Raw genomic sequence first — 24,913 nt, 5'->3', positions numbered from 1 at the left:
TGTTTGCCGAAGGCAAAGTCGCACATGGTCTGGGTCGCGCACGGAGCCGTGGGCTGGACTGCATGCAGGAACAGACGCTACTGACGGCAACCATTCAAAATCTGAAAAGACTATGCCGGTTTAAGAAAAAACGACCTCAAACCGGTGCTTTGGCATGCCACAAACCGAAATCCGTGATGACGGAGGCGGTGTCAAACCTGCTCATATCAGTGGTGGCTATGTTTGTTTCCTCATTTTTCATGTCAGTTAGACGGCTAAAACTGACTTAATTCACCGGACTTCTAGACTCTTAGGGAAGAATTATTTCGAATTAGTAAAAGGTTAACTGCAGAAAATCCAGCATACATTCCGGAAAGAAGCAAAAGGAGCTCGTATCTTACATAAAATCCAATTTGCCGCTCGAGGTCATGAGAGGTACTGGGCGGACTACATAGCGGTTGAACGCTGCGGGCGAGTGCAATGTAGGGTACTGGGTGGACTACATGGCGGTTGAACGCTGCGGGCAGGTGCGATGTAGGGTACTGAGCGGACTACATGGCGGCTGAGCGCTGCGGGCGAGTGCGATGTAGGGTACTGGGCGGACTACATAGCGGTTGAACGCTGCGGGCGAGTGCAATGTAGGGTACTGGACGGACTACATGGCGGCTGCACATTGCCGCCCGTCCATGCCCCCCATCGTCCGGGGCGGCTCTTTCCGGACGGAGCTCCCGTTGCGAACCGGCTTCAACGCCCGGAGATCCCGTCTGTTCCCGTTTGTTCCCGTCTTCAAACCGAAACGCAGCGCGGACTCGCCTGTTTTAAGACGGGTTCGCATGTCTGAAAACGGGTTTCTACGTCTGTAGACGGGTTTGCAAGTTTAGAGCCGGGTTCGCCCGGGTGGACCCGGGCGAACCCGTTTGCCGGAAGGGGCCAAACGAAGACGGTTCCGAAGCCGTCCCCAACACGGCCTTCAAATTGTTAAGGGGTCAGCCGTCTTTTTTTCCGCTGCCGCCGATGGCTGCTGCCGATGTCTATTGCGCGTCGGCCAGCCGGACTCCGCCGATCCAGACGCCCTTCAGGGCGAGGGAATCGTCGAGCAGCAGCACGTCCGCGCGCTTGCCGGCTTCGAGGGAGCCGGTCGTCCCGTCGAGGCCGAGCTGGCGCGCCGGGTTGCCGCTGGCCATCCGGCTCGCGTCCTCGACGGATACGCCGACCCGGCGGACCATGAACCGGAACGCCTCGATCATGGTCAGCGTGCTGCCGGCAAGATTGCCGGAATCCCGGAGCCGGGCGACGCCGTCCGCCATCGTGACGGGAAGCTCCCCGAGCATGTAGTCCCCGTCCGGCATGCCCGCCGCCTCCATCGCATCGGTGATGAGAATGACGTTGCCGACGCCCTTGGCGCGGACGAGGATGCCGATGCCGGCCGGGTGGACGTGATGGCCGTCCGCGATGACTTCGGCGGCGATGCGATCGTCCGCCATCACCGCGCCGGCCGTGCCCGGCTCGCGGTGATGGAACGGCCGCATGCCGTTAAACGTGTGCACCGCATGCCGAAGGCCGCGGTCCGCGGCGGCGGTCATTTGGGCGAACGTCGCGTCGGTATGGCCGGCGGACGGAACGATGCCGTGGCGGACCAGCAGGTCGATATATTCGAGCGCGCCTTCGGATTCCGGAGCGAGCGTCATCATCTTGATCACGCCCGGATACCGGTCGACCCATTCTTCCAGCCAATCCGGCCGGGGCGGAAGAATATAGTCGGCGTTCTGCGCGCCTTTCCATTTGACGCTGACGAACGGCCCTTCGAAGTGGACGCCGAGCACCCGGGCGTAGGGCATCGGCCCGTCCATGTACCGGCTTACCCGTTCAAGAACGGCCGTCAGCTGCTCGCGGGGGGCGGTGAGCGAAGTGGCCAGCAGCCCGGTCGTGCCGTGCCGCGCATGGAAGCGCGTAATGGCGTCGAGACCTTCCCGTTCCGCGAACATGAAGTCGTAGCCGGCGCCGCCGTGCACGTGCACGTCGATAAAGCCGGGCACGACCCAACCGCCACGGCCGTCGATCCGCTCCGCGTGCGCGGCTTCTTCCGGCAGCGGCGAATCGGCTCCGCCGAGCCCCGCGATCAAGCCGCCGCGCAGCCAGATCCAGCCCTGCGGAAGCGTGCCCTGCGGCGTGACGACGCGAACGCCTTCGATAACGGTTTCCGCTGGGGAGGCACCGCTTCCCGCCCTGCCGACGGGCGCGAGAGGCGGACAAGGCTCCCTGCGATTCAACGGCCCGCTCATGGCAACCTGCCTGCGGCGTCCTTGTCGAGCAGGACGACCAGATGGGGATGCGTTTGCAGCAGGGAAGCCGGGCACTCGGTCGTGATCGGGCCCGTAAGCGCGCGGCGGACGATGTCGGCTTTGTCCGCCCCGCGCACGACGAGGAGAATCGTTTTGGCCTTCAGGATCGTGCCGACGCCCATTGTGATCGCCTGTTTCGGCACCTCGTCCGCGCTGCCGAAAAACCGGGCGTTCGCTTTCCGCGTCTCCTCCGCCAGATCGACGACGTGCGTGCCGCGAATCAGCGCATGCGCCGGCTCGTTGAAGCCGATATGGCCGTTGTGCCCGATGCCGAGCAGCTGCAGATCGATCTGTCCGGCTTCGGCGATCAGCCGGTCGTACCGCTCGCACTCGGCTTGCAAGTCGGCCGCATTGCCGTCGGGGATATGCGCCTGCTCGGCCGGCAGATCGATATGCGCGAACAGATGCTTCTGCATATACGAATAGTAGCTTTGCGGATGCTGCCGATCCAGGCCGACGTATTCGTCAAGGTTGAACGCGGTGACCCCGCGGAAGCTAAGCAGCCCGCGCCTGAAGCCGCTCACCAGCCGCTCGTAAATGCCGACGGGAGTGCCGCCCGTCGCCAGCCCCAGCACCGCTGTCGGCTGCGTCTGAATGAGGCCGGCGATGATGTTGGCCCCGGCTTCGTTCAGCTTGTCGCCGGAATCGAAAGTCAAGATGTTCATCGCGAATGCTCCTCCTCTTTGCCCGTGTATTGGCGGACCGTCTGGTACGAGCTTTCCAGACGGGGGACATAGTCGTCAAAGTGCTCGCTGACCAGTCCCATGAACAGGATGTCGACCACATGCAGCTGCGCCATTCGCGACGCCATGTCGCCTCTGCGCATGCCGGCTTCGGACGAGGACGTAAACAATCTCACCGAAGCGGCCGAAGCGAGCGTGTTGCTGCCGAACTGGGTGATGGAGATGCCGGTCGCGCCCTGCTTCACCGCGCAGCGGAGCGCGTGAATCGTCTCCGGGGTTTCGCCCGAATACGAAATCGCCACCGCCACGTCGCGCTCGGACAACGAAGCGGCGGAGGTCAGCATCATATGGGGATCGGAGAACGCCGCCGCCGCTTTGCCGATCCGGATCAGCTTCTGGTAGAAGTCTTGGGCGACGATGCCGGAGGTGGCGACGCCGTACAGATCGATTCTCGCGGCTTGATGAAGCGCCGCAATCGCGGCTTGAAGCTGGTCGAGATCGAGCAGCCGGGTCGTATCGGTGAGCGAACGGATGTGGTTGTCCGTGATCGCCTTCACGATTTGCGGCAGCGGGTTGCCCGCCACGATGTCCTGGTACTGGTCCGCCGGCTGCTGCGCCAGTTGCTGCGCCAGCTCCGCTCCAAGCTTCAGCTTGAAATCGGAAAAGCCGTTGAAATGAAACGCCCGGCAAAAGCGCGACACCGTAGCCGTGCTGCTGCCCGATGCGCGGGCCAGCTCCGAAATGGTCATCCGGACCGCCTCCTGGGGATGCTCCAGCAAATAGGCCGCCAGTTCGCGCTCTTTCGGATGCAGGGCGTCCATGCGGTCGCGGATCGCGTTGCGGATGCTCAAACCCGGATCGCCTCCCGTTCGCGAAAATTATTTACTATAAAACAACAAATAACAAGAAAAATATTTTCGCATCTAATATAAACATAAACGATTTCGCCCCAAAAAACAATGGCCGAATCCCTGCGGGCCCTCGAAAGCGACGCCGCCCAACCGATCGCACAAAAGTCAAAATTAGCGTGAATCAGATCAAAATACCGTCAAAGCCGGACGGTAATTTTTTTTATAATAAGGACATTCAAAAACCACTTATTTCTTTTTGGATTGAGGTGTTTTCCCATGGCTCAACATCCCGCTGCGGCGCCGATCGGGCGGGGCGGCAGGCGCAAGTCGCTCGAAAGATCCGAGACGCTGGCCGGATTTCTGTTCGTCAGTCCGATGCTGCTCGGCGTGTTCGTGCTTGTCCTTCTGCCGATCGTGGCGACGTTCGTGCTCAGCTTCGCGGACTGGAATTTCGTGGCGGGCTGGGACGGAATCGACTGGATCGGGTTCGATAACTTTCGCAAGCTGCTGGACGATTCGCTGTTTATCCGGTCGGTGCGCAATAACCTGATTTTCCTGCTGGCGGTTCCGGTCTATATGATCATCTCGATGGTGCTCGCCGTGCTGATCGACCGTTACGTTTACATGAAAGGCTACTTCAAGGTCGCCTATTTCATGCCGTACATTTCCAACATCGTCGCCGTCGCCGTCGTCTGGCAGGTGCTGTTCCATCCGTCTTACGGGCCGATCAACCAGACGCTCAAAGCGCTCGGCATGTCGGACCCGCCCAAATGGATCGCCGATCCGCATTTCGCGCTGGCGTCCATCATGATGATTACGGTGTGGATTTCCATCGGCTTTAACCTGATCGTTTACATCGCCGGTTTGCAGTCGATTCCGCGGGATCTGTACGAAGCGGCGGATATCGACGGCGCGAGCGGCTGGACCAAGTTCGTCCGCATCACCGTTCCGCTGCTGTCGCCGACGTCCTTTTTCCTGCTTGTAACCGGCATTATTTCCACGTTCAAAGTGTTCGACATCATTGCGGTGCTGACCCAGGGCGGACCGATCGGCTCGACCAGCATGATGGTCTGGTACTTGTACGACCAGGCTTTTACCAACCTGAAAATCGGCTATGCCTCCTCGGTGGCGGTCGTGCTGTTCGTCTTCGTCTTTCTGATCACGCTCGGCCAGTGGGCGGCGCAGAAAAAATGGGTCAATTATTAACGGAAAGGAGCGCAGCCTGTGTACGCCATAACCCGTCTCCGTCTCGGCAAAACCGTCGTCACCGTCATCATGCTTGCGCTGAGCGTTCTGTTTTTGCTGCCGTTCGTCTGGATGCTGGTCACCTCTTTCAAAACGGAAAACGAGGTGTTCGTCTATCCGATCCAGTGGATTCCGAAGCATTGGAACGCGGTCGCCAATTATAAGGAAGTGTGGTTCGGGCGCTACCCGTTCTACTTGTACTACTGGAATTCGCTCAAGATCAGCATCGCGACGACGCTCGTCTCCTGCACCGTTTCGAGCCTGGCGGCCTACGGCTTTTCCAAAGTCCGGTTCAAGGCGGGCAAATGGCTCTTTTTCATCGTGCTTGCCACCTATATGGTGCCGGGGCAGGCGATTCTCGTGCCGCAGTTCATTTTGTACCGCAACATCGGGCTGTTCGACAGCCATATCGGACTCATCATTCTCGGCAGCTTCAGCGTGCTCGGCACGTTTATGCTTCGGCAGTTTTTTATGGGCGTAAGCAACGAGTTCATCGAATCGGCCAAAATCGACGGAGCGGGCCATTTTCGCGCCTTCTGGTCCGTCGCGCTTCCGCTTGTCAGGCCGGGGGTCGCGACTTACGCCATCCTGCGGTTCATCTGGACGTGGAACGATTACCAGAATCCGCTTATTTTCCTGCGCACCGACCGGCTGTACACGATTCCGCTGGCGATGCAGAAGTTCACTTCGATGAGCGGCGAATTTTACTCGCTGATTATGGCGGCGGCCGTATCCGCGATCGTGCCTTTGCTGATCGTGTTCATCATCGGGCAGAAGAACGTGATCGAGGGCATCGCCCTGGGCGGGGTGAAAGGATGAGAGACGATATTATCCATAAAAGTAAAAATAATTTATAAAAGAGTAAATATTGTTTCATGAGGTCGAACATGGCTCCCCATATAATGTGGATGTCGGCGCGAGAGACAACCGTCTTTTGCGCCGCCCAACCGCCTTGCGTATCCAAAATCTAGGAGGGTGTCACGACAATGAGAAAGAAATGGTTGGCCGGCCTTCTCGCCGGCGTACTGACGACGGCGCTTTTGGCCGGATGCGGCGGAGGCAACAACGAAGCCGGCAACAGTCCGGCCGAATCGGGCAAACCGTCGGATTCCGGGAAGAAGATCAACCTTCGGCTGTATACGCACGGAACGGAAGAAAACTACAACTGGACCAAAACGATCGCGGCCTACGAGGAAGCCAATCCCGGCGTGACGGTGGAAGTGGTCCAGCTTAGCGACAAGGGCGACACGGCGGAGGCGATGAAAAAGCTGGATCTTGCCGCAGCTTCCTCCGAGCAGATGGACATTCTGATGTTCAGCGATGCAGCCGGCTACGCGCAGCGCGTGGCGCTCGGCATGGCCGAGCCGCTGGACGACTTCATCGCGAAGGACGGCGGTTACAAGGTCGAAGAGGAATACAAGGTCGATACCCATTTGAACGGCAAAGTGTATGCGCTTCCGGGCAAATTCAATCCGTGGTATGTGCTGCTGAACAAGGATCATCTCGACGAAGCGGGACTTCCGGTGCCGACCGACTGGACCTGGGACGATTATGCGGAGTACGCCAAGAAGCTGACGAAGGGCGAAGGCAGCTCCAAGCGGTACGGCACGTACTTCCACGGGCCGCAGGGCGGCGGCTGGATGGAATATGTGAAGCTGATGATGCTGAACCAGCCTTCCGGTTCCGACTTTTTGAAAGCCGACGGTTCCTCCAATCTGGACGACCCGAACTTCAAACGGTCGCTCGAGCTCAGGGTGAGGATGGAGAAGCAGGACAAGTCTTCGGTGCCGTATTCCGACATGATTTCGCAGAAGCTGGCTTACCGGACGCAGTTCTTCAACCAGTCGGTGAGCATGCTGACGATCGGCAGCTGGATGAATACCGAGATCGGCGGTACGGACAAGGTTCCGCTTACGTTTCATGTCGCCGTGGCGCCGTATCCGAAAAACAACCCTGAAGACCCGATCGGCTACACGCCGGTAACGACGGACTACATGGCGGTTTCCTCCAGCTCCAAGCATAAGGAAGAAGCTTATAAATTCATTCGCTGGTACACCACGGAAGGACAGCTTGTGCAGGGCAAAAACGTTCCGGCCTGGAGCAAGGTGCCCAACGAGGACGTCGCCAAAATTATCGACACGATTCTCAGCAGCGCGAAAAACCCCGAACTGGTCGACCGGGAATCGCTCGTCCGTACGCTGGTCGCTTCCAAAGCTTCGGAGATCGTGCCGCCCGCATCGTATCAGTCCGAGGTATACAAGGCGATCAACGAGGAGTACGAGAAGCTGATTCTCGGCAACCAGGACATCGACACCACGATTAAAAACTGTCAGGAACGGACCGCTCAAATTATCGCTTCCAACAAAAAATAATCTGATATAATGGACCCAACAAGGGGCGGGCGTTCGCGTCCCCCCTTTTTGTTCGAGAATCCGGGCGGCGTTTTTCTTGCATGGCACGAAAGGAAGATCGGGGATGATCAGACAGCTCAGACAGTGGATAACGCTCCGTTCGATCCGGCACAAGCTGATGGCGGCATCCGTCGCCTGCCTCCTCGTTCCGGCCGTGCTGACGCTGCTCATCTACAACTCGCTCACGCAGGAAGCGGTCAAGCGGCAGGCGATCTCCAACGCGCAAGATTCCCTGCTTCTTGTAAGCGGTTCCGTAACCAATCTGATGAAGTCCATGCTGACGATCGCCAATTATATCCAGGTGAATTCGGATTTGAATGCGTATTTCAAAATGATCGTTTTCGGCTCCCAAGAGGCCGATCCTTACCGGAAGTTTACGGAAACCAGCCGCGTCATCCAGCAGCTGGACAGCCTGACGGTCGTGGGCGAAAAGAGCTATGTGACGGTGCTGCTCGCGAACGGAACCTACTTTACCAACTATTCCACAAGCGACTACAATCCGCTGTCGATGCAAAGCGAGCCCTGGTTCGAAAAGCTGAAAGATCTGAAAAACTTCGAATCGTACTGGATCGGCTCGAGCCCGACCGTTTTTCAATACGACAAAGCCGAAAACCCGTATCAAATCTCCGTCGCCCGCACGCTGCGGCTCGACAGCTCCGCCATCTACGGTTATGTCGTGGTCACGATGATGGAGAACCAGTTCAACCAAATGTTCAACCGGCTTTCCGCCGGCCAGAAGGTGATGCTGATCGACGGGAACAACCGGATTTTGTCGAGCGCCGACACGTCGAGCATCGGGAAGGTATTCCCTTACGCGGGAGAACGGACGGGCCAGACCCGTTCCGCTATCGTGCCGGTTGACGGCAAGCCTTATCTCATTACCGAGCAGCCGATTTCGTTCAACGATTGGCGCCTCGTTTCGATGCAGCCGTACAAAGAGGCGATTGTCAACATCAGCTCGATTTTCAACCGGGTGTTCGTATTTCAGATCGTCTCGTTCGTCGGGTTCCTGCTGCTGCTGCTTGCGCTGCTGAGGGCGTTCACCAAACCGCTGATGCGGTTGGGAAAAGTAACCTCGGCCGTGCAGCGGGGCAATCTGAACGTGCGCTCGGGCATCCGGGGGCAGGACGAAATCGGGCGGCTCGGCTTTCTGTTCGATCAGATGCTCGACCGCGTCCAGGAGATGATCGCGGAAATTTCGGAGACGCAGGCCCGCAAACGGAAAGCGGAGCTGAAAATGCTGCAGGCGCAGATTCACCCGCATTTTCTGTTTAACGTGCTCAATTCCATCCGCATGAAGGTCATCCGCCGCGGCGACCCGGAAAGCGGCAAAATGATCGGCTCCTTGTCCAAGCTGCTGCGGATGACGATCAGCCGCGAGGAAGACGACATCTGCTTGCACGAGGAGCTCGATCTCATTTCGCATTACGTGGACCTGATGAATATGCGCCAGAAGGAGCCGGTACGGCTTGCGCTCGACATCGAAACGGAGGCGCTGCTCGTCAGGGTGCCGCGCTTTATCCTCCAGCCGATCGTCGAGAACGCCCTGATTCACGGGCTGAACCGCAAAGCCGGCACGATCCGGATCGCGGCCGCTCCGGCCGGCGGCGCGCTGCGGCTGACGGTGGAGGACGACGGCTGCGGAATGGACAAAGACAGGCTGGAGAGTCTCAACCGCAAGCTGACCGGTACGGCGGCCGGAGACTCCGCCCGCTTCGCGAAGGAAGGCGGCCCGGGCGCGGGAGGCGCTTCGGCCGGCGGCGAATTTTCCGGTTTCGGCCTGCTCAATGTGGTGGAGCGGATGAAAATGCTGTGCGGAGACGAATTCCGGATGGAGGTGCAAAGCCGCCCCGGAGAAGGGACGGCGGTATGCCTGACGATTCCGTATCGGGAGGGGGAACATCATGTATAGCGTCATGCTGGCCGACGACGATTATCCCGTTATCGAGCTGCTGTCCGAAACGATCGATTGGGAAACGCTCGGCTTCCGGCTGGTGGGCGCCTTCGAGAACGGGGAAAGCGCCTGGGAGCAAGCCCAGCTTGAAGCGCCCGACATCCTCATCACGGACATCGGGATGCCGCGCATGGACGGGCTGGAGCTGACCGCGCGGATCAAGGAGCGCAAGCCCGGCGCCCGCATCGTCATTTTGTCCTGCCACAACGAATTCAAATTCGCGCAGCAGGCGATGCGCCTGAACGTACAGGAATACCTGCTCAAGGAGTCGCTCGACCCGGAGGATCTGGTCCGGCTTCTGCTTCGTCTCAAAGAAGGGCTCGACGAGGAAAGGCAGCTCAACGGCGAGCGGCTCCGGCTGCGGGCGCTGGCCAGCGAGTCGATGGAGCTGCGCAAGGAGCAGACGATCAAAAACTTCATTCACCAGCCGCTCCTCTCCCCGGAAATATGGAAGCGGGAAGCCCGCGCTTACGGTTTGTTTCTGGAGGGCGAGTGCTGTCTTCCGGTCATTGCCTACGTGGAGGATTACCTGCATGTCAAACACCGCTTCGCTTCGGAGCAGACGCTGCGGTTCGCCGTCGCCAACGTTCTGAAAGAAGTGCTGGGCCATCTCGAGGCCCGGGCGCTGCACGTAGGCTATTGCGAGCGCAGGCAGCTGCTTCTTTTTCCCTACAAGCCGAGCCTGAAAACCAATATTTACGAGACCGTCGAAAACAGCTTGCGGACGATTCGGGAGACGATGCGCAAGGTGCTGAAAATCCGCTTGACGTTCCGCATCGGCTCCGAATGCGACGCGCCGGAGAAGCTGAAGCGCCAGCTGGTCGAACTCGTTTCCGACGAAGGACAGCGCTTTTACCTGGAGCCGGGCGACATCGCGAGGAGCAGGCACGCGGTGCTGTCGCAGCAGGATCTGTTCGCGTGCTACGACGCGGCAAGCTCGGAACTGCGGGAGGCGATCGTAGGGAAGCGGCCGGAGGATGTCCGCGCCGCCGCGGAAGTCTGGATGGAGCGGATCCGGCAGGAGCGTTACCCGCCCGCCGCGGTCAAGGAATGGGTGCTGAAGCTGCTGCTGGACCTGAGGCTGAAGCTGTTTTCATTGCCGTTTGTCCGCTCGGGCTATTCGCCGGAGACGCTGCACAAGGAAATCGCGGACATCGGTTCGCTGGCGGAGCTGCGGGAATGGCTGATCGGCCACCTGATGACCGCGGCGGAGGGAACGGGCGCGGCGCCTTACAGCAAGCGCTACGAGGTGAACGAGGCGTGCAAATACGTATCCTTGAATCTGAACCGGAAGATCGGACTGGAGGAAGTGGCGGAGAAGCTGCATTTGAACGCCAGCTACTTCAGCAGACTGTTCAAAAAGGAAACGGGCGTCACGTTTATCGAGTACGTCACCCGGATGAAGATGGAGCGCGCCAAAGAGCTGCTCGACCAGACGCAGCATACGGTGGGGGAAATTTGCGAGCTGCTCGGCTACGACAATCAAAGCTATTTTATCAAGACGTTCAAGGCCCATACGGGTTTGACCCCGATGGAATATCGCGGATAAGGCGGGGATGGCATGGCGGACAAGGCGGCACAGCGGAAGATGCCTGACAAGGCGGCACAGCGGAAGATGCCTGACAAGGCGGCACAGCGGAAGATGCCTGACAAGGCGGCGCATCGGCCATTGCCGGATAAGGAAACGCTTCGGGCCATCGTGAACCGGATGGCGCCGGTTTCGGCCAGGCTTTATATTCCGGACGGAGCACGGGGGTTGCCCGATCGGAACGAAGAGGCGGAACCGTCCCGGGCTGACGAAGCGCAGGCGGGCTGGGAGGACGAACTGAAAGCGTACTGGCGAAGGATCGGCGAATCGTCGGATTTTGCGGACTGCGTGCGGGAGATTCGGGCGGAAGGGGAGCGTCTTCTGGCTTCGCCCGTTCCCGAATTGACGTACGGACTGTTTGCGGTGTTCGAGCGTACCGGATCGCGGCTCGAATACGAGCGGGCCTACTTCGAGCGGCGGAGACGGCTGAATACGTTCGTGTTTTTGTCCTTGCTCGAGCCGGACAACGGGAAGGTGCGGGAGGCGCTGTACGAGTCGATCTGGGCGGTGCTGAACGAGTATACGTGGTGCTTGCCGGCCCATGTGAAGGGGCGGGATGCGCGGAAGACGATCGATCTGTTCGCCGCCGAAACCGGCTTTGCGCTAAGCGAAATCCGCTGTCTGCTGGGCGATCGGCTTCCGCCGCTCTTGCGGGCGTGGATCGGAGAAGAGGTGTCGGCGCGGCTGTTCGAGCCGTATCTGCAAGGCGGCCCCTTCGAGTGGGAAACGGCGCGGCACAACTGGTCGGCGGTTTGCGCGGGGTCGGTCGGCGCGGCCGCGCTGCTGACGATGGAGGACAAGGAGCGGCTTGCGATTGTGCTGGCCAAAGCGCTCGGTAGCATGAACTGCTACCTGGAAGGCTTCGGAGACGACGGCGCCTGCCCCGAAGGGCTCGGCTACTGGAATTACGGCTTCGGCTATTTCGTCTACTTCGCGGATCTGCTCAAGAAGCGGACCGAGGGCGCGATCGATCTGTTCCGCAATCCCAAAGTCCGCAGCATTGCGCTGTTTCAGCAGAAGGCGTATCTATGCGGGGACCGGGTCGCGAATTTCTCCGATTCGCCTGCGCGCGTTCCGGTCCGGATCGGCCTTTCCCATTATTTGGCGGGGCTGTATCCGGAAGCGGAGGCGCCGCATATCCGCTATCGCGCGGCGTATACGGATGATCATTGCAGCCGTTTCGCTCCGGCGCTGCGGGACTTCATCTGGAGAGAGCCGGGACGGACCGGCTCGGAATGGGGGGACGCGTCCGCCTACTTGCCGGATGCCGCCTGGCTCGTCTCCCGGCACGCGGACAAGAACGGAAGACGCTACGGCTTCGCGGCCAAGGGCGGCCACAACGGCGAGCCGCACAACCATAACGACGTCGGCCATTTTATCGTGATGGCGGACAGCGCGGCGCTTGCGGCCGATCTCGGGGCCGGCGAATATACGGAGGCGTATTTCGGGGAGGCCCGTTATACGTACGATTGCAACGGCTCGCAGGGACATTCGGTGCCGATTGTGGACGGGCGCGGTCAGGAGGCGGGAGCGGACCGCGCCGCCGTCGTGCTCGAAGCGTCCGCGGGAGCGGCGGAGGACCGGCTTCGCCTGGAGATGGCGCGGGTTTACGACGTTCCGCATCTGCGGTCGCTCGTTCGGGAGCTTGTCTGGCGAAAGACGGAAACTCCCGTCCTGGCGCTGCGGGACGAATTCGTGTTCGATTCGCCGCCCGGCAGCATCGTGGAGCGGATCGTCACGTTTTTCCCGCCGGAGCTGGAGGCGGACGGCTGCGTTCGGTTGCGCGCCGGGGCCGGAGGACCTTGCGCGCGGATCCGGTACGACGGCGCTGCGCTTGAGCCGTCGTTCGAACGCCGCTCCTACCGGGATCACTTCGGGAAGGAGACGGCATGGTACGCGGTCGATTTCGCGCTGCGGACGCCGGGACGGGTCAACCGGATCGAGCTGACCGTCGAAATTTCGTTTGGATGAAGAGAGGAGAGGTGGCGCATGAGCCAGACCGAACGGCCGGAATGGCTGGAGACGGCATGGAAACGGGTGAAGGACAAAACGCTGCGCAATGTGCAGCGGATCGGGGCCGGCTTTCCCCATGCCAGCGTAAACGGAGTCTATCAATTGGAGGAGCCTCATTGGTGGACGGCGGGATTTTGGCCGGGCATGCTGTGGCTGCTGTACGACGAAAGCGGCGACGAACGCTTCCGCCTTCCGGCGGAGCAATGCGAGGCGAGGCTGGACGCGGTGCTGGACGGATTCGTGCGGCTGGATCACGACCTCGGCTTCATGTGGACGCTGACCAGCGTCGCTTCCTACAAGCTGCTTGGCGGCGAAGCGTCCAAGCTGCGGGCGCTGAAGGCGGCCAATTATTTGGCCGCGCGGTTTAACGCGCAGGGGCGCTATATCCGCGCGTGGAACCCGTGGCGCGAAGGCGAGGACAACGCGGGCTGGGCGATCATCGACTGCGCGATGAATACCCCGCTGCTGTACTGGGCGTCGCGAACAACCGGCGATCCGCGCTACCGCCACATCGCCGAGGCGCATATGGACACCGTGCTGGATCGGTTCGTCCGCCCCGACGGCTCGGTCCACCATATCGTCACGTTCGACCCGCAGACGGGGGCGCATACCGGCAGCCTGGGCGGACAGGGGCATGCGCCGGAATCGGCCTGGTCGCGCGGAACGGCGTGGGCGCTTTACGGCCTGACGCTGTCCTACCATCATACCGGCAAGCAGGCTTATCTGGACGCCGCCAAGCGGGTCGCGCATTTCTTCCTGTCCAATCTGCCGGACGACCTCGTTCCGCCGTGGGATTTCCGGCTGCCGCCGGACGTGCCGAAACACCGGGATTCGTCCGCCGCCGCCATCGCGGCCAGCGGCCTGCTGCTGCTCTCCCGCAAAGCGAATCCGCTGGAGGCGCATGTGTACCGGGAACCGGCCGTCCGCATGCTGGAATCGCTGGATTCGCGGTACGGCGCATGGGACGATCCGGAGGAGGAAGGGTTGATCCGCGAAGGCACCAGCCACTATCCGGAAGGCAAAAACATCGGCGTTCCGCTTATTTACGGCGACTACTTCTTCGTCGAAGGCCTGGCCCGGCTGCGAGGCGCGAAAACCATCTTTTGGGAATAAGTCGGGAAATGAGTCGGGAGGGATGAGGCATGGCGGTTTCGAACGAGCTTCCGATTCGCCGCAATCCGTTAAAGACGCGCGAGGACATGCGCCTTGCCCTTCGCCAATTGCTTCAGCCGCTGGCGTCCCGCTACAGCGAAGGCGGCGCGCGTCTTCGGCTCGGCGCGGCCGGAGCGGGCTTTCCCGCCGCCGTGGCGGAACTGGAGGGATTTTCCCGGGCGCTGTGGGGAATGGTTCCTCTGCTGGCCGGAGGCGGCGATGATCCGCTGCTGGAAATCGTCTTGAAGGGGATCGCGAGCGGCACCGATCCCGCCCGCGAGGAGTACTGGGGCGAGGCGGCCGATTACGATCAGCGGCTGGTCGAAATGGCGGCGTTCGGCTACGCGCTGGCGCTGGCGCCGCGGCATTTTTGGGAGCCGCTCGGCGAGCCGGAAAAGCGGAATTTGTTCAACTGGCTCAGGCAGATCAATGAACGTTCGCTCTACGATTGCAACTGGCTTTTTTTCCACGTCCTCGTGAACATGGGCTTCCGCAAGGTCGGCCTTCCGTTCGACGCGGAAGGAATGGCGCGGAACCTGGACCGCATCGAAGCGTTTGCGCTGGAAGGAGGCTGGTACGCCGACGGCGTCGGCGGCCACAGCGACTATTACGCGCCGTTCGCGCTTCAATTTTTCGGTCTTCTGTACGCGAAGCTGATGGAGGACGAAGACCCGGAGCGCTGCCGGCGGTTCAAGGAGCGGGCGGCGGCGTTCGCGGGAGACTTTATTTGCTGGTTTGCGGCGGACGGCTCCGCGCTGCCCTACGGCCGCAGCCTCACGTACCGGTTCGCGCAGTCGGCGTTTTGGAGCGCGCTCGCTTACGCGGGCGTGGACGCGGTCCCGCCGGGCGTCGTCAAAGGCATCGTCCTGCGCAATCTGAGGTGGTGGTTCCGGCAGCCGATTTTCCATGCCGACGGGACGCTCAGCGTCGGCTACGCGTATCCGAATTTGGTCATGGCGGAAAATTACAACTCGCCTTGCTCGCCCTATTGGGCGCTCAAGACGTTTCTGCTCCTGGCGCTGCCGGACGATGATCCGTTCTGGCTGGCAGAGGAGGAGCCGCTGCCCGACCTGCCTCCGCTCTCGGTTCAGCGCCCCGCGCATCTGGCCGTATGCCGCCGGCCGGAGACGGACCACGTCGTCGCGTTCAACACGGGACACGGCGGCACCAACGGACATACGCACACGGCGGCCAAATACGAAAAGTTCGCCTACTCGAACGCCTTCGCCTTCAGCGTCCCGAGAGCCGAATGGGGGCTCGCCCAGGGCGCGTTCGATTCGGCGCTTGCGCTCAGCGAACGGGACGAGTTGTTCCGGGTGCGCCGCCGCAGCGAGGAGCTGCGCATCGACGGCAACGTGCTGTACAGCCGCTGGAAGCCGTGGAACGACGTGGAGGTGCGGACGTGGCTTGTGGCCGGTTTGCCCTGGCATGTGCGGATTCACCGCGTGGATACGCGGCGGGCGCTGACCGCCGCCGAAGGCGGCTTCGCGCTGCCCGACGAGGGGGACTTGCGTACGGAGCCCCCGGCCGGAGCGGCAGGCGCGGACAAGGGCGGGCCGGTCGCGGCCGCCCGCTGCTTCTTCGGCGCAAGCGGCATCCGCGGGCTGCGCGGCTATGACCGGGCGGAGCTGGTGGTTCCGAACGCGAACACCAATCTGCTCCACCCGCGCACGGTCATCCCGACCTTGCTGGCGGATCTCGAGCCGGGCGTTCATTGGCTCGCGTGCGCCGTTTGGGGCGAACCGTTCCGCAACCGGCGGGATGCCGGGAACTTGCCGGACGGCGGCCGCCCGCAGGCTGACGATGTCTTGTTCGCGAGCGAATCGGCGGCCGCCCGGTTAGGCGTCCAAATCGGCGCCGGGGAAATCCGGATCGAGAGCGGCGAAGGCCGGCGGTTCGTTCTAGCAATGGAATAAGAGGCTCAATAGTTCAGACGGTAGTCGACGACGTTCCGGGCGGGCCGCCCGGTTGCGACGTATGCCCGCAGATTGGCGGCAAACAGCTCCGCCAACCGCTCCTTGTACCGTTCCGTCGCGCCGCCGATATGGGGGGTGATGATGACGTTGTCTATCCCCCATAGCGGATGGTCTTCGGGCAGCGGCTCCTCTTCGAACACGTCCAGGCCGGCGCCCGCGATCCGTCCCTGACGCAGCGCTTCCGTCAACGCGGCCGTGTCGACCGCCGATCCGCGCCCGACGTTGATGAAGAAGGCGGTCGGCTTCATGCGGGCGAACCGCCCGGCGTCGAACAGGCGAACCGTCTCTTTCGTATGCGGCAGGATATTGACGATCACATCGCTCGCCGACACGACCTCGTCGAGCCCTTCCGGCGCAAACATTCGGTCCACGTGGGGAGCGGGACGGCCCGACCTCCGCACGCCGAGCACGCGCATGCCGAATGCCTGCGCGAGCCGCGCCACCTCCGCGCCGATCTCGCCCGCCCCGACGATGCCGATCGTCTTGCCGCGCAGCTCCCCGTACGCGTCCGAGTGATCCCACCGGCGCTCCGCCTGCAGCCGGATCGCCCGATGCAGCTTGCGCCCGAACGCGAGCAGCATCGCGAACACCGTTTCGGCCATCGGCACCGGATGAACACCGCTCGCGTCGGTCACGACAACGCCCTTTTCCTCCAGCTTCCCCAGCGGCAAATAGTCGATCCCCGCCGATCCGGCCTGCACCCAGCGCAGCTTGGCATCCGGCCTGAGCGCCTCCGCTTCCGCTTCCTTCGCCCAACCGCAAATCACCTCCGCTTCCCGGAACAGAGCGGGATCGAGCTCTTTGGGCTTGCCGAAGACGACGTTCCAGCCGGGAACGGCGCTTCGGATTTGCTTCTCCTGCTCCGGCGTAAAACCGAACATGCCGATCAGCGTGCGCACTCGCATAACCTCCCGTTTATCATCGCATCATTGCCTGCGTTATCCTTCTATTGTAAACGGAAGGCAAGCGCATGCCCAGCCGGCAAAATCCCGGATGAAGACCATGACGGCCCTTCGAATCCGGAAGTCAAGTGGCGACTTCGTTTTCCTCGAACAGTTCCGCCAGATGCCGCGGCCTGGACAACAGAAAGCCCTGTCCCAGCGTGACTCCCAGATGCTGCGCCTTGAGCAGGTCGTCTAATTCTTCAATTCCCTCCAGTATCAGCATAGCTTCGTCCTTGCAATAATCCGCGAAAAATTTCAGCATCTTCTGCTTCTTCTCGCTGGCGAACAAATTTTGGCCGAAAAATCGGTCCAGTTTGATGAAATCCGGCGATATCTCGACAATTTTCCTTAACGTAATCGCGCCTTCTCCCACATCGTCGAACGCCACCAGGCAATCGAGCTCGCGAAGCCATCGGAGGTTGCGGGCAAAGCTCGCGTCGTCCCAGCTGTCCGCCTGCGACTTCGACTCGTTGATTTCAAATACGATTCGACGGGCACACGCCTTGTGTTCCCGCAAGGTCTTTTCGACAAAACGCGGGAACGCTTCGTTTGCCAGGGATGACGGAAAGACGTTGAGAAACAGATATTCGCCGGATTCCCTCCTTTTTGGGCTGGCGAAATAGGCGGCAATGGCGCTGGTGATGGACAGGACATCCAGTTCGAACAGCCGGTTCTGCTCCGCCGCGGCTTTGAACAGCAAGTCGGGTGTGCTTACGGCGTCGGATCGGATGAGCGCCTCATACCCGAGCACGGACCGGTCGGCAAGGCGCATCACCGGCTGGAACACGTGATAAACATCCTGCTGCGCAATGATTTTTTCCATTGTAGCCATGAGTTTTCCTTTCTTATGATCGTCAATTTCGGTAACCCGGCTGCCATAGACTAAGTCCTTAGGCCCATAGGTTTTGCGTCCCTTTTTTTCAAAAGGTTTGCGATTTTCGGTTTGATCGTACCAGTCGAAAGGACTAAGAGACCATTCTTTATACCCAATACATAATGGGTTCGCCAAAAAGCGACCAATTCCTACAAAACATATGTTCCATTTTGGAAAAAAACCTGTACGCTGCTAATTGGCATGAAAATGCTTTGAAGCGGAAAGCTTTGCCTGCCCGAGGAAAAATGAATTTCCGTGCAAATCATGATACGATAGAAGCGGATATTGGATAGGACAAAGAGAGAGAGGTGGCAGCCATATGGTTCAGGTAAAAATTTACGGCATTCGCGAGCGGCTCGGAGCGGTGCGGGAGACGTTGTCGGACATTATTCATTCCTGTCTGACCAAGGCGTTGGGCATCCCCGAGGAGAAACGGTTCCAACGTTTTATCGGTCTGGACAAGGCGGAGTTCGTCTTCCCCGCGGACCGGTCCGAGCATTACACGATCGTGGAGATTATGCTGCTTGAAGGCCGTTCGGCGGAAACGAAAAAAAACCTGATCCGGCTGCTTTACGAAGAAGCGGGAGCGTGCGGGTTGACGGAGAACGACCTGGAAATCATGCTCTTCGAAGTGCCGCGAGGCCATTGGGGCATCCGCGGGAAGCCGGCAGACGAGCTGCGCTGAACGCCCCGTTCGAGGTTGGAAGCCGTTGCCATGCCGATCAGAGAGAGGGAGAGGGAACCATTGATCAAAGCTGTCGTGTTTGACTTTGACGGGACGATTCTGGACACCGAGTCCGTTGCTTACGATGTTTTTCGCGACATTTTCTCGGAATACGGGGCGGAGCTGAAGCTGGAAAAATGGGCGCTCGGCATCGGCACCTGGGGGGCGTACGATCCCTATGACGATCTGGAGTCGCTGACCGGACAGCCGATCGACCGCCGCGCGTTGGAACAGCGGTACAACGAAATCTTCGCCGAGCGGGTGAAGAAGGTCGAGCTGCGGCCGGGCGTGGCGGCGGCGCTGGAAGAGGCCAAGCGCCGCGGCTTGCGCATCGGCCTGGCCACAAGCTCGTATCGCCGCTCGGTGGAGCCGCATCTGAAGGCGTTCGGGCTGCTGCCTTATTTCGACGCGATCCATACCGCCGACGAGGTGCGGAAGGTGAAGCCCGATCCGGCGCTGTACCTTCTTGCGCTCGCGTCGCTCGGCGTCCAAGGCCGCGAGGCGGTCGCGATCGAGGACTCGTTCAACGGGCTTCGCGCCGCCAAAGCCGCCGGCCTGTACGGCGTCGCCGTGCCGAATCCGCTGACGGCGGGCATGGATTTCTCCGAGGCCGATCTCGTCATTTCTTCGCTTGCCGAGCAGCCGCTCGGCAGCTGGATCGACCGTCTCGGCCCGCCGGAAAGCGGGAACGAAGCGGCCGGCTGAAGCCCGGCGCAACCGGAGGAGGGTGCCTTCACGATGAAGGCCCCTCCTCCGGCCGCTTCCGCACGCTTTTGCGGACAAGCCGGCCCATCCGGGCATGCCGCTCAGCCTTTGCGGTACCGGTTGGGCGATTGCCCCTCCAGCTTCTTGAACACTTTGCTGAAGTATTTTTCGTCCGCATAGCCGACCATGTTCGCCACCTCGGCGATCCGCAACGCGGGATTGCGCAGCAGCCGCTTCGCTTTCCCGATCCGGATGCGTTCGAGGAAGTCGGACAGGTTCTCCCCGAATTCCTGCTTGAACCTCCGCGAGATGTATTCCCGGCTGAGATGGAACTGTCCGGCGATCTCCTGCAGCGTCAATTCCCGGTTGTAGTTTTGCTCGATGTACCTGGCGATTTCGCGCATCATGTTGTTGTCCTTCTGCCGCTCGCCGCCCCATGCCGCGGCGAGAGCGGCGAGCCGCGCGTTCAGCTCCTGTTCCCACAAAGACAAGGACAGCCGTCCTTCCGCGTCCAGCGGGAACGTAAACGGCGCGGCTCCATGCGCCGGATCCCGATACGGCCCCGAAGATGCGGTCTCTTCCGGCTCCCGGCCAAGGGTTCCGCCTTCCCGGCCGCCTCCGGGCAGATCGCGCGCCCAGCGCGATTGCATCGCCTGAAACTGCATTCGCCACAGGTCCAGCTGCTCCGGCGTAATGACAGGAAGGCCCGCCACCGCCCGCATCCAGTCCGCGACGGCAGCCCGGATTTCGGCCTCGCTGCGGCTCAGCAGCGCAATTCGGAAGCGCTCCTCGTAATCCGTCGCCTGCGGCGCGGCCACAGCCGGCTTCGGCGGCTCGCCGGGCCCGAAATACCGCGTCCGCCGCTCGAGCAGGTTCCGCTGCCGAAGCGCCGCACGCGCCGCGGCGTAGGAATCGCCGGCGCCTTGCGGAAAGTCGGCCGCCGGGCCGATCCCGAAGTCGAAGCGGCTGCCCAGCGCCAGCTCAAGCCCGTCGTTGATCCGGACAAGCAGGCTCTGCAGCTCCGCGAACCGGTTCCAATAAAAGATCAGCAGTTCGTCTTCGCTGCTCCAATGCCGGCAGGCGAACCCGAGATTGTCCGGCCGCAAAAACTCGTTGCACACGTTGGCCAGCGAGAAAAACAGCAGATCGCGGTTCCGCTCGTATTTCTCCAGAACGGCCGGGGCCGCCGACAGCGCGCTCATGACGACGACTTGGCAGCGGTCGCCGGCTTTGAGCCCGAATTCCTCCTTCAGCATGTCGCTCGCCGCCGCGTAAGCGCCCGGCTCCGACACGAGGCTGGAAAACATCCGATCCCAGTACGCCGGCTTGAACCGGTTCATCTCCATGCTGCGCTTGCAGCTGAGCAGCCGGTCCCGCTCTTCCCGGCGCAGCTCGTCGACCGCCTTGCGCAGCGCTTCGGCAAGCTCCTCCTGGTCGATCGGCTTGAGCAAATAATCCTGCCCGCCGTATTTCATCGTACTGCGCACGAGATCGAAATCGTCGTGCCCGCTGATGACGATCCGGCGGACGGGATGCCCGCTTTCCTGAATCCAGCGAAGCAGGTCGCAGCCGTCCCGGACCGGCATTTTCATGTCCGTAATGACGATGTCCGGCCGCTTCTCCCCGATCAGCCGGATCGCCTCGTCGCCGTTGTCCGCCTCGACGATTTCGCCGATGCCGAACGCCGGCCAGTCGACCAGCATTTTCACCGCTTCGCGAACGTGCCGCTCGTCGTCCACAATCAACACCTTCATGGCTTCACCTCCCCCGAATGCGTAACCGGAATCGCGAGCGAGACGGCAAATCCCCCGGACGGCGGGGACTCGATCGCCATCTCCGCGGCCTCGCCAAAGTACAGCTTCAGCCGCATCCATACGTTGCTCAGCCCGATATGTTCCCTCCCGTCCAGCCAGATGCCGGAATGGGCCGTGCGGAACAGGCGCTGCCGCAGCTCGTCGAGCTTCGCCGGCTCCATGCCGGCGCCGTTGTCCTTCACCGTGACGGAGAGCCTTCCGTCCGCCTCGATCCGCGTGCGCAGCCTGATTTCCATGCGGCCTCCCTGCGGCTCGCAGCCGTGCTTGAACACGTTTTCCAAGATCGGCTGCAGCAGCATCTTGGGGACGAGCGCGTCAAGGGATGCCGGATCGAGCTCGTAAAGCACGTCAAGCTTCTCCCCGAACCGCTGCTGCTGCAGCTCCAGAAACGCTTTGGCGTGCTTCAGCTCGGCGCCGAGCGGCACGACCGTCTCGCTTGCGCTCATGTTGTAGCGCATCATTTTCGCCACGGCATTGATGAGCGAATACACCTTCGGCGCGCCCGACTGAAGCGCCAGCGTTCCGATCGATTGCAGCGCGTTGTAGAGGAAGTGGGGATTGATCTGCGCTTGCATCGCTTTGAGCTGATTCGTTTTGTTGGCGAGTTCCAGCTTGTATTCCCGGTTGATCAGGTCGTTGATCGTCGCAATCATCGCATTGAACCGCCGTGCGAGAATGCCGATTTCGTCGTTGCTTCGGACCGGAACGGAGACGTTCAGATTGCCTGTCTGCACTTGGCTGATATGCTGGATGAGCCGCCGGATCGGCTTCGTGAACCGGAACGAGATGAACAAGGTGGCGATGACGACGACGACGAGAAAAAACGCGAGAATGCCCGTGTTGATCGCACGGATTCCTTGCGCATTCTGGTAGAGGTAGGAATAGGGAAGCTGCTTGACGACGATCCAGTCCATATAGGGCGTGCGGAGCGTGTCGTAGACGACGATGCCGGAAAAGGCTTTGTCCTTCCATTTGAGGGTCCCGCTTTCGCCGGACGAGGCGAGCAGGCTGGCCGCCCACGGAGCCTCGAGCACGGCGCTTTCGGGATCGGCGTTCTCGGCGCAGACGATACGGCCGCCGCGGTCGATCAGGTATAGCGTCTCCTGCCCGGACAGCGCGAGCTTGCGGCAGATGGCGGCCAGCTCGTTCGTCTTGACGTCGATGGACAAGTAGCCGATGATTTCGTCGCTGGGCGTGCGGATGATCGGCCTGCGCAGCGTGACGACATCCGCCTGGGGAATTTTGCGGTTCCAATCCAGCTCGTAATGGCCGCTTGCGTGCGACGCTTCCATGAACGGCTTCGGATCGGACAGGCGCTCTGCGGGCCAGTTGATCCCGCTCTCCGTTCCTCCCCGGAAAAAACCGCGGGCGAGCAAATACGAAAGGCGATGGCCGCCGGCGATTTGCAGGTGAATCTGGTGAATTTCCTTGAGCGACTGGTACATGTTCAGCAGGTGGGCGTAGATCGTCGTCCGGTTGGCCAGATCGAACGCTTGCGGATCGATGTGGGGGCTTGCCCCTTTCTCGATCATCGCGAACAAGGAGGCGGGCGAATTGACGGAATGGTATGCGGCGAGCGAAATGCGGTTGATATTGTCCGTGTAGTTCAAAATGTTGGTTTTGCCCAATGCCAACAGTGTCCGATTGTCCCGGATGGACTTGCGTGTGACGGCATCCTTGATGTAATAGTCCGAAAGAAACATGGAAAGGGCAATCGGAATGATCGTGGCCGCCAGCAGCAGCCCCATCAGCTTCTTGCGGATGCTCGTTCCCGGCATGTCGGCGTCTCCCCTCAGGTCAATATATTACACCAAACCCATCATATCTATCGGTGGTTCAAAAAACAATATGTCTTTATATTTTAGGTAAATCGCAAGGATGAAAAGGGGGCTAGGGCATGTCTTGGCGCAAAAGGGCAAGCGAGTGGGCGCAGCAGTGGATCTTCGTCGGACCGGGGCTTGCGGCCTTCGGACTCATCGTGCTCGTTCCGTTTCTGCTCGGCTTTTACTATTCGTTTACGGAATGGAACGGGCTTGACATGGACAAAGCCGTGTGGATCGGTTTTGACAATGTCGAGCGGATCATGAACGACGAGAAATTCTGGAAGTCGTTCTGGTTTACGATCCGGTTCACGGCTGTGACCGTCGCGGCGGCGAACGCGCTCGCCTTCGGGCTCGCGCTGCTTCTGACCCGCCCGCTCAAAACGCGGAACGCGCTGCGCACGATTTTCTTTTTGCCGAACGTGATCGGCGGGATCCTGCTCGGCTTTATATGGCAGTTCATTTTCACCAAGGGCTTCAAGACGATCGGAGAACGGACCGGCTGGCCGCTGTTCGAGCTGCCGTGGCTGGGCACGCCGGGCACCGGGTTCTGGGGGTTGGTCATCGTCTTCGTCTGGCAGACGGCCGGCTACATGATGATCATTTACATTGCGGCCATGGTCGGCGTGCCCAAGGATCTTCAGGAAGCGGCCAAAATCGACGGAGCGGGCTACTGGCAAACCGTGCGCCGCGTCACGCTGCCGCTCGTCATGCCGGCGATTACCGTCTGCCTGTTCCTGACCACGTCGAACGCGTTCAAGATGTTCGATCTGAACCTGTCGCTGACCAAGGGCGGCCCGGGCACGTCGACGCAGTCGCTCGCCTACAACATTTACGCGGAGGCGCTCGTCAACAACCGTTACGGGCTCGGAACGGCGAAGGCGATGCTGTTTTTCCTGTTCGTGTCGGTCATCGCCGTTACGCAGGTATGGCTGACGAAGCGCAAGGAGGTGGAGGCCTAATGAGCAGGGAACGCGCCGCGAAGCTGCGTCTTTTGGGTCTGGAGTCGGGGGGCATTGTGCTTGCGCTGTTGTTTTTGTCTCCCTTTTATTTCGTGCTGGTCAATTCGGTCAAGTCGCTGGGGGAGATTCTGGTCGACGCGGCTTCCTTGCCGAAAACGTACCTGTTCTCCAATTACGCGAAAGTGTGGGACGTCATCCGGTTTCCGAAGGTGCTGTTGAACTCGTTTGCGATCACCGCCGCGAGCGTGGCCTGCATCGTCATCATCGGCTCGATGACGGCGTACCGGCTCGTGCGCCGGCCTTCCTTGTTTAACAAAATGCTGTTCGGCTGCTTCATCGCCTCGATGACGATTCCGTTCCAATCGATCATGCTGCAGCTTGTCCGGGTGACGAGCCTGCTCGAATTGCGCGGCAACCTGCCCGGCATCGTCGTTTGTTACCTCGGCTTCGGACTGGCGCTGTCGGTCGTCCTGTTTCACGGTTTTATCAAAGGCGTGCCGACGGAAATCGAGGAAGCGGCGGTCGCGGACGGCTGCACGCCCTACGGCGTTTTCTGGAAAATCGTGTTCCCGCTGCTGCTGCCGATTGCGGTGACGGTCGTGATTTTGAATGCGCTGTGGATTTGGAACGATTACTTGCTGCCGGTGCTGATCATCGGCTCGAACAAGGATTTGACCACCATACCGCTTGCGGTGACGCGGTTTTTCGGCCAATATACGAAGCAATGGGATTTGGCGCTGGCGGGGCTGGCGATGAGCGTGGCGCCGATCGTGGCGATGTTTCTGCTGCTGCAGAAATATATCGTCGAAGGGATCACATCCGGTTCCATAAAAGGATAAAAAATCAATAGGTTACACTAAATTGAACAATACCGTC

General features: G+C 60.7%; 19 protein-coding genes, 1 pseudogene and 1 riboswitch. Of the genes and pseudogenes, 13 read left to right on the top strand and 7 right to left on the bottom strand.

Translation table 11 applies throughout. The annotated features are described in order from the left end of the window. Positions 1-269: pseudogene (locus F560_RS25070) on the top strand (IS5/IS1182 family transposase); the annotation flags it as partial. A 741-nt stretch (positions 270-1,010) separates the two neighbouring features. Here F560_RS25070 and nagA read toward each other — a convergent pair. From nagA to F560_RS0113400, 3 genes are read right to left on the bottom strand one after another with little or no spacing between them, the layout of a single operon-like run. Then, positions 1,011-2,261: an N-acetylglucosamine-6-phosphate deacetylase gene (gene nagA, locus F560_RS0113410; protein WP_019006251.1), complete on the bottom strand. Its 1,251-nt coding sequence runs from the start codon at positions 2,259-2,261 to the stop codon at positions 1,011-1,013. Continuing rightward, positions 2,258-2,986: a glucosamine-6-phosphate deaminase gene (gene nagB / locus F560_RS0113405; RefSeq protein ID WP_019006250.1), complete on the bottom strand. Its 729-nt coding sequence runs from the start codon at positions 2,984-2,986 to the stop codon at positions 2,258-2,260. The genes nagA and nagB overlap by 4 nt, the downstream gene beginning before the upstream one ends. Next, on the bottom strand, positions 2,983-3,855 hold the full coding sequence (locus tag F560_RS0113400; RefSeq protein ID WP_019006249.1) for a MurR/RpiR family transcriptional regulator: 873 nt from the start codon (positions 3,853-3,855) through the stop codon (positions 2,983-2,985). Before F560_RS0113400 ends, nagB begins: the two co-directional genes overlap by 4 nt. 276 nt (positions 3,856-4,131) lie before the next feature. Here F560_RS0113400 and F560_RS0113395 point away from each other — a divergent pair, with 276 nt between their 5' ends. From F560_RS0113395 to F560_RS0113360, 8 genes are all read left to right on the top strand, one after another. Beyond that, positions 4,132-5,061, top strand: a complete 930-nt coding sequence (locus tag F560_RS0113395) for a carbohydrate ABC transporter permease (protein WP_019006248.1) — start codon at positions 4,132-4,134, stop codon at positions 5,059-5,061. A gap of 69 nt (positions 5,062-5,130) precedes the next feature. Then, a complete protein-coding gene (locus F560_RS0113390; protein ID WP_051088332.1) occupies positions 5,131-5,919 on the top strand; it encodes a carbohydrate ABC transporter permease in 789 nt (262 codons plus the stop codon). Between the two features lie 167 nt (positions 5,920-6,086). Then, the gene (locus F560_RS0113385) at positions 6,087-7,472 is read left to right on the top strand and encodes an ABC transporter substrate-binding protein (protein WP_019006246.1); all 1,386 of its coding nucleotides are present in this window, start codon (positions 6,087-6,089) and stop codon (positions 7,470-7,472) included. A gap of 103 nt (positions 7,473-7,575) precedes the next feature. Then, positions 7,576-9,423 (top strand): sensor histidine kinase, encoded by a 1,848-nt coding sequence (locus F560_RS0113380; protein ID WP_019006245.1) that lies wholly within the window; start codon positions 7,576-7,578, stop codon positions 9,421-9,423. Next, the gene (locus F560_RS0113375) at positions 9,416-11,014 is read left to right on the top strand and encodes a response regulator transcription factor (protein ID WP_019006244.1); all 1,599 of its coding nucleotides are present in this window, start codon (positions 9,416-9,418) and stop codon (positions 11,012-11,014) included. Before F560_RS0113380 ends, F560_RS0113375 begins: the two co-directional genes overlap by 8 nt. Before the next feature lie 93 nt (positions 11,015-11,107). Then, positions 11,108-13,024 (top strand): heparinase II/III family protein, encoded by a 1,917-nt coding sequence (locus F560_RS0113370; RefSeq protein WP_245554844.1) that lies wholly within the window; start codon positions 11,108-11,110, stop codon positions 13,022-13,024. Between the two features lie 18 nt (positions 13,025-13,042). Continuing rightward, positions 13,043-14,179 (top strand): glycoside hydrolase family 88 protein, encoded by a 1,137-nt coding sequence (locus tag F560_RS0113365; RefSeq protein WP_019006242.1) that lies wholly within the window; start codon positions 13,043-13,045, stop codon positions 14,177-14,179. Between the two features lie 29 nt (positions 14,180-14,208). Further along, the gene (locus F560_RS0113360; protein ID WP_019006241.1) at positions 14,209-16,134 is read left to right on the top strand and encodes a DUF2264 domain-containing protein; all 1,926 of its coding nucleotides are present in this window, start codon (positions 14,209-14,211) and stop codon (positions 16,132-16,134) included. Positions 16,135-16,139: 5 nt separating this feature from the next. On the opposite strand, the gene F560_RS0113355 is transcribed toward F560_RS0113360, so the two are convergent. Both F560_RS0113355 and F560_RS0113350 read right to left on the bottom strand, forming a co-directional pair. Then, positions 16,140-17,093, bottom strand: a complete 954-nt coding sequence (locus F560_RS0113355; protein ID WP_019006240.1) for a D-2-hydroxyacid dehydrogenase — start codon at positions 17,091-17,093, stop codon at positions 16,140-16,142. Positions 17,094-17,220: 127 nt separating this feature from the next. Next, positions 17,221-17,970, bottom strand: coding sequence for an EAL domain-containing protein (locus F560_RS0113350; RefSeq protein ID WP_026298269.1), 750 nt, complete (start codon positions 17,968-17,970; stop codon positions 17,221-17,223). A 27-nt stretch (positions 17,971-17,997) separates the two neighbouring features. After that, positions 17,998-18,082, bottom strand: a riboswitch (cyclic di-GMP riboswitch). 249 nt (positions 18,083-18,331) lie between these two features. Between F560_RS0113350 and F560_RS0113345 the strand changes: the two genes are divergently transcribed. Together F560_RS0113345 and F560_RS23290 are read left to right on the top strand one after the other, a co-directional pair. Continuing rightward, the gene (locus F560_RS0113345) at positions 18,332-18,697 is read left to right on the top strand and encodes a tautomerase family protein (protein WP_019006238.1); all 366 of its coding nucleotides are present in this window, start codon (positions 18,332-18,334) and stop codon (positions 18,695-18,697) included. A 60-nt stretch (positions 18,698-18,757) separates the two neighbouring features. Further along, on the top strand, positions 18,758-19,441 hold the full coding sequence (locus F560_RS23290) for an HAD family hydrolase (protein WP_019006237.1): 684 nt from the start codon (positions 18,758-18,760) through the stop codon (positions 19,439-19,441). Positions 19,442-19,542: 101 nt separating this feature from the next. On the opposite strand, the gene F560_RS0113335 is transcribed toward F560_RS23290, so the two are convergent. Together F560_RS0113335 and F560_RS0113330 are read right to left on the bottom strand one after the other, a co-directional pair. Then, positions 19,543-21,195 (bottom strand): response regulator, encoded by a 1,653-nt coding sequence (locus F560_RS0113335; protein WP_019006236.1) that lies wholly within the window; start codon positions 21,193-21,195, stop codon positions 19,543-19,545. After that, complete coding sequence (locus F560_RS0113330) at positions 21,192-23,033, bottom strand: sensor histidine kinase (RefSeq protein WP_019006235.1); 1,842 nt, start codon at positions 23,031-23,033, stop codon at positions 21,192-21,194. The genes F560_RS0113335 and F560_RS0113330 overlap by 4 nt, the downstream gene beginning before the upstream one ends. 119 nt (positions 23,034-23,152) lie before the next feature. On the opposite strand from F560_RS0113330, the gene F560_RS0113325 reads away from it, so the two are divergent. Both F560_RS0113325 and F560_RS0113320 read left to right on the top strand, forming a co-directional pair. Beyond that, positions 23,153-24,037 carry a carbohydrate ABC transporter permease gene (locus F560_RS0113325; RefSeq protein ID WP_019006234.1) on the top strand — a complete coding sequence of 295 codons (885 nt, stop codon included), beginning with the start codon at positions 23,153-23,155 and terminating at the stop codon, positions 24,035-24,037. Further along, positions 24,037-24,876, top strand: coding sequence for a carbohydrate ABC transporter permease (locus F560_RS0113320; protein ID WP_019006233.1), 840 nt, complete (start codon positions 24,037-24,039; stop codon positions 24,874-24,876). Before F560_RS0113325 ends, F560_RS0113320 begins: the two co-directional genes overlap by 1 nt. The last annotated feature ends 37 nt before the right edge of the window (positions 24,877-24,913 follow it).

This window comes from Cohnella laeviribosi DSM 21336 (genome assembly GCF_000378425.1).
Classification (GTDB): Bacteria; Bacillota; Bacilli; order Paenibacillales; family Paenibacillaceae; genus Cohnella; species Cohnella laeviribosi.
Note: the sequence above shows the minus strand (reverse complement) of the source record. Positions and strands in the feature narration are given on the sequence as shown.